Below are 5,079 nucleotides of genomic sequence, written 5' to 3'. Positions count from 1 at the left end.
CGCTTGACAACAAGACTTATTGCTATCAGGGATGAGCATATCAATTGTGTTGATGGAGTGTTTTAATGAGAAATCATAAGCGACACAAACGTGTTGCATATGCATTCAAAAAGTGATACAATTAAAGAAGGAACGGAGGCGTAGCATATGGCTAAAACAAGTACAATTCATGTGAGAATTGATCCAGAATTAAAAATGAATGCTGAGTTGTTATTAAATCAATTGGGTTTAACTACATCTGAAGCAATCAATATTTTTTTAAGTCAAGTGATCTTAAGTGGAGGTCTGCCCTTTGAAATTAAAATGCCTCGTCCAAATGAGATAACTTTACTCGCTATGAAGGAATCAGCTGAAATAATCAACGGAAATATTCAGGTTGAATCTCAAAGTGTAGAATCTTTTTTTGAGGAAATGGGATTATGAAGTATATTGCAAAATATACAAATCAATTTAGAAAAGACTTCAAACTCTGTATAAAACGCGGATATAATATGCGATTGCTCAAAGAGATAATGCTAGCACTCGAAAATGGAGAAGAATTAATGGAAAGAAATAGAGATCATAGTTTGTTTGGGAATTATACAGGTTATCGTGAATGTCACATACAACCTGATTGGTTGTTAATTTATCAAATATATTCCGACGTAATCGTTTTCGATCGGACAGGAACGCATTCGGATTTGTTTTAGTCGGGAAAGCTGTGCCTACTACCAATTGGGGGGCCTGCCGCTAATTTATCAACTTAAAATTGTCTGACAAAATAATTGAACTGAGAAAGGAAATGGAGCAAAATAGTGAGCTGGAAATTTTGGAAGCAGGATCAGCCGCTTCAGGATGATAAACTTAACAGTATTTCTGACGGTCTGAAGCAGCTTTTGGCAGCAACAAACGGGCAGCCGTTTGAGCAGTTGGAGATGCAGATTAAAGAAAATGCGGAGATGATCAATCGATTATCCCGATTACAATATAAAATGGGACAGGAGTTAATCAATAAGGTGACGCCGATCTATGATAATCTTGGCGATGTGACACTACTTTGCCAAAAAGGACAGGCGGCTACTGAGCTGGCGATCCGGGAAAACAGTAACCGGATGTTAGTGTCGACCCTGATCGATTCGATCGATACAATCGATGGGGTGATGCAGAATGCCTGCGGAGATATTCCCGATGAATGGCGGACTTTTTTAAAGACCATCCAGATTTCGGAGCTGGATGGACTGGCAAGGGTGGGCATTCGCGAGCTGGAGCTCCTGGGTTCAAGCTTTAACCCGATCTTTGCCGAAGCGGTTGAGGTCAGAGCAATCGATCAACTGACCGGGCAGAATAAAGCGATGCGTCCCTATGAGGTGATCGAAGTGCTGCGGCGGGGCTTTATCGATGGTGAAGGAAAAGTGGTCCGGAAAGCTCAGGTCATTACGCTCACTAGCAGCAACCAATTATAAATTAAGAAAGAGACAGTAAGTATGAATAATGAGTTAGTCGGAAAACGGCCCATTGTGGGAATCGATTTGGGTACAACCAATTCATCAGTGGCCTATATCAACGCCAGCGGTGAACCGGAAATTATCACTTCATTTAAAGGTGAGAAATTAATACCATCAGTCATTATGATTGACTTAAACAATCAGGTTGTCGTCGGACAGGAGGCTAAAGATGCGGTGATTGCCATGCCGGAGCGAACCCTGACAGCAGTCAAACGGAAGATGGGCCAAAAGGATGAACTGCCGATCGCCGATCGCCGGTTGCTGCCGGAGGAAGCTTCGGCCATTATTTTAAAAGAACTGAAAAAGTATGCTGACGCCGCCATGGGCGAAGGCGAAAAGGAAGCGGTTATTACCGTCCCGGCTTACTTTACCGATGAACAGCGTCGTGCCACCAAACAGGTCGGTGAAATTGCCGGATTTGCGGTGGAGCGGATCATCAATGAACCGACCGCCGCCGCTTTGGCATATGGTCTCAACAATCTTAAGAAAAAGGCCAATATCCTGGTTTATGATTTGGGTGGCGGCACTTTTGATGTTTCTGTTGTTGAAATGATGAAGGGCATTCTGGAGGTAAAGTCTTCGGCGGGCAATAATTTTCTGGGTGGCGAGGATTTTGACTGGAAGTTGGTTGATTTTCTGGCGGAATATATGATAAGAACTTATGACGTTGATCCCCGAGCCAGCATCCAGGCCAGGTATATCTTAAAAACAGAGGCTGAAAAAATAAAAATACTGCTTTCTAAAAAAGCGGTGGTTGAGATTGCCATTCCCATTGTCGTGGTCAAGGATCATAAGCCATTGGGAATCTATACCCAAATCACCCGGGAACAATTCGAGGCGATGATTGCGGAGTTTCTTGATGAAACGATGGGGCTGGTAAAAAAAGCGCTTGATGATGCTCAGCTGGACGTTTCTGAAATTCGTGATGTGCTGCTTGTCGGCGGCTCCACGGCGATTCCTCAAGTTGAGCAGTTACTGAAGGAATACTTTAACAAAAAACCCAAAAAAGAAATTCATCCCGAGGAAGCGGTAGCCTTGGGGGCGGCGGTTCAGGCCGGTATTAAGTCAGGCCAGTTGCTCAAGCAGCAGTTAATTGCCACTGACGTTGCCCCCTTTGCCATGGGCATTGCGGTGTTAAAGGTTGATGCCACTGACCGCCTGAAACCCGGCGGATTTCAGAAGATTATTGACCGAAACACCACCATTCCAGTGCGTAAGAGCGAACCATTCACCACCTGCTGTGATGGCCAGACCACGGTTTCGATTGAAGTCTATCAGGGGGAAGACGAATGGGTTGAGCACAACCATTTTCTGGGCGAGTTTCTGGTCGATGGCATTCCGCCGGCACCAGCCGGGATGGAAGGCATAAATGTCAGCTTTTTTTATAACATCAATGGCATTCTGGAAGTAACCGCGCAGTTAGAGTCGACCAGAAAGAAAGTCATTGTCAACATGCAAGATGAGCTGCAACGGGACTCGATGGAGATCTTTCGGGCAAGTGTCAAGAAGATTGAAGCGCTGCTGGAAACAAAAACAGCAGAGCAGCTGAGCAGTCACACTCAAATGAGTTTTATCGATGCATTTGATTTTGAGGATGAAAAGGATTTTGGCTATCCAGATCTGGAAAATCAGGATCTGGAAGTCCTGAAACAGGAGCTTGAGCAGCTTCGGACCGATTTGTCAGGCAGGATAAACGTAGATGAGAATCAGATCCTGGAGCTAATTGAGGCAGCGATAACCACGCAGGAAAGAAGTGCCATGATTGAAGCCATTGAAGAAGCAACAGATTTGCTGATAAAACTGGATTTGGATTAGGGAGTGGCAGCATGTTTAGAAAAGGTATTTTTGATCAACGGAAAAACAACCGATTGGAAGATTATTACAAGATTCTGGGAACAACTGCCAAGGCCGGTCCGGAAAAAATAAAAGAGCGCTATTTTGAAAAACTAAGAGCGTTTCCGCCGGAAACCCATCCGGAAGAATTTCAACAGATCAGAAAAGCTTATGAGACGCTGAAAAATCCCGATGAACGGCGAAAATATGATATTCTGAGAAAATTCGGGCCAAAAATAGAAAAAGAAATGAACAATGCCATGATCCAAGTCATGACCGGAAATGATAAAGCGGCCCATAAGACCTTGTCTAAAATAATTGAAATGGATCCGGATAATGTTCAGGGATATTTAATTAAGGCCGAACTGTATCTGGAACAGAATAATCTGGCAGATTTCGAAATCTACTTTCAAAAAGCAATCGATAAATTAAAGACAGAAGAGGGTGCAGACCTTGCTTTTTTAAAAATAGCATTGTTGGCGGAACATGGTTACATGGAAGCGGCACAAAAGGAAATAGTCTGTTCAAAAGAACGCTATCCGGCTTCTGCGACGCAGTTTGATCAGATTTCTATCAGAGTCTATCGGGGTTTGCGGGACTATGAAAATCTATGGCAGATTACTTCTAAGTTAGTGCCGCCGATCAAGGAAAGTCAACCGGATCACATCTATCTGATGATTGACTGGTTAATTGCCGGACTGGAACTGGAAAAAAAGAAGGAAATCAGCCACATTATCAGTCGTATGAAAAAACTGCTCCGTTTGATCGAGGATCAGGAAGAACGAGACTATTTGACCAGCGTTTTTGTCGACGAATACTGTGGTTATCATGATGTCGGACGTTTTGAAGACGCAATGGCGTTTATTGAGCTGGCCTTGTTTATTGATAAAAATGACAAGGAACTGCAAGCCTTAAAAAAAGAACTGGTGCCACTGGTAGCCCTGGATGCCACAATTCGACGTCTGGATTGTGATTGCTATCTGATTCCCTATCTAAAAGTCGTGGCGCTCAAACATTTTTATGAAAGCTTTGACATCGAACCGGAAGAAGGCTTTAGTGCGGATTATTATCAAACAATTGCAGAATATAAGGATTGTAATGAAGAGATTGCCTGGGGAATTATGCAGATCAAAAAAAGATATCCTGCTGTTTATAAAGCGTTTCAAAGCGACTGGGAAGCCTTATTTGCAGAGCATACCGCCGGTTTGAATCGTGAAGCCAAGCGGCGACTGAGATAGGCATCTATGTGTGACAATCTGAGTGATCAAAATATGGGCCGCCAAGTATAAATCAGAAAATGCCTTATATTTTCAGGTGATTCAGTTGTTTTGAGGCTGATAACCAATAACTACGCTTCAAAACAACCGATCCCCCACATCATTCCCCTCTGCTAAATTAAGCAGCGAGACGTAAATATTCACCACAATCTGAAACAGCTCCGGGGGAATTTCCTGGCCCATTTGGAGCTTTGATAGAAGAGTTGCAGCAGAGTCATCGTGGTAAATGGGGATGCCATTTTCTTCAGCGACATTTAATATATTCTGGGCGACAAAACCCGTCCCGGCTGCAACAATCACCGGAGAATTATTTTTCTCCGGATCATAGCGCAGGGCGGTTACCTTGAGTGGTTTGTCGGGATCATTTTGATCGTTGCTGGTATTTTTTTTTATCTGGCCGTCCTGAATATGGACGGCCTTTGTTTTTTTATTTTTAGATGGTGACATCGAGTCCTACCTTTCGAAAAGCCAGTTTGGGAAACCGC

At 43.5% G+C, this 5,079-nt stretch carries 6 protein-coding genes; 5 read left to right on the top strand and 1 reads right to left on the bottom strand.

The genetic code is table 11. From position 1 onward, the window contains the following. Positions 1–147 precede the first annotated feature (147 nt). From BI182_RS12220 to BI182_RS12200, 5 genes are all read left to right on the top strand, one after another. On the top strand, positions 148–423 hold the full coding sequence (locus BI182_RS12220) for a type II toxin-antitoxin system RelB/DinJ family antitoxin (protein ID WP_286808288.1): 276 nt from the start codon (positions 148–150) through the stop codon (positions 421–423). Then, entirely contained in the window at positions 420–689 is a 270-nt protein-coding gene (locus tag BI182_RS12215; RefSeq protein WP_286808286.1) for a type II toxin-antitoxin system YafQ family toxin, read from the top strand. Before BI182_RS12220 ends, BI182_RS12215 begins: the two co-directional genes overlap by 4 nt. Before the next feature lie 105 nt (positions 690–794). Continuing rightward, positions 795–1,442 carry a nucleotide exchange factor GrpE gene (gene grpE / locus BI182_RS12210; RefSeq protein WP_286808285.1) on the top strand — a complete coding sequence of 216 codons (648 nt, stop codon included), beginning with the start codon at positions 795–797 and terminating at the stop codon, positions 1,440–1,442. Between the two features lie 21 nt (positions 1,443–1,463). After that, positions 1,464–3,299, top strand: a complete 1,836-nt coding sequence (locus BI182_RS12205) for an Hsp70 family protein (protein ID WP_286808283.1) — start codon at positions 1,464–1,466, stop codon at positions 3,297–3,299. Positions 3,300–3,310: 11 nt separating this feature from the next. Beyond that, on the top strand, positions 3,311–4,555 hold the full coding sequence (locus BI182_RS12200) for a J domain-containing protein (RefSeq protein WP_286808282.1): 1,245 nt from the start codon (positions 3,311–3,313) through the stop codon (positions 4,553–4,555). 117 nt (positions 4,556–4,672) lie between these two features. Here the strand turns inward: BI182_RS12200 and BI182_RS12195 are convergent, their stop codons facing one another. Continuing rightward, complete coding sequence (locus tag BI182_RS12195) at positions 4,673–5,041, bottom strand: EscU/YscU/HrcU family type III secretion system export apparatus switch protein (protein ID WP_148637515.1); 369 nt, start codon at positions 5,039–5,041, stop codon at positions 4,673–4,675. Between the last annotated feature and the right edge of the window lie 38 nt (positions 5,042–5,079).

This window comes from Acetobacterium sp. MES1, from assembly GCF_002237635.1.
In the GTDB taxonomy this organism is placed as follows: Bacteria; Bacillota; Clostridia; order Eubacteriales; family Eubacteriaceae; genus Acetobacterium; species Acetobacterium wieringae.
This window is presented reverse-complemented; position numbering and strand designations above follow the sequence as displayed.

What these genes read in the sequence shown, in the direction of transcription:
- BI182_RS12220 (WP_286808288.1), top strand. Translation starts at nt 148, where the DNA reads ATGGCTAAAACAAGTACAATTCATGTGAGAATTGATCCAGAATTAAAA.
- BI182_RS12215 (WP_286808286.1), top strand. Translation starts at nt 420, where the DNA reads ATGAAGTATATTGCAAAATATACAAATCAATTTAGAAAAGACTTCAAA.
- BI182_RS12205 (WP_286808283.1), top strand. Translation starts at nt 1,464, where the DNA reads ATGAATAATGAGTTAGTCGGAAAACGGCCCATTGTGGGAATCGATTTG.
- BI182_RS12200 (WP_286808282.1), top strand. Translation starts at nt 3,311, where the DNA reads ATGTTTAGAAAAGGTATTTTTGATCAACGGAAAAACAACCGATTGGAA.
- BI182_RS12195 (WP_148637515.1), bottom strand. Translation starts at nt 5,041, where the DNA reads ATGTCACCATCTAAAAATAAAAAAACAAAGGCCGTCCATATTCAGGAC.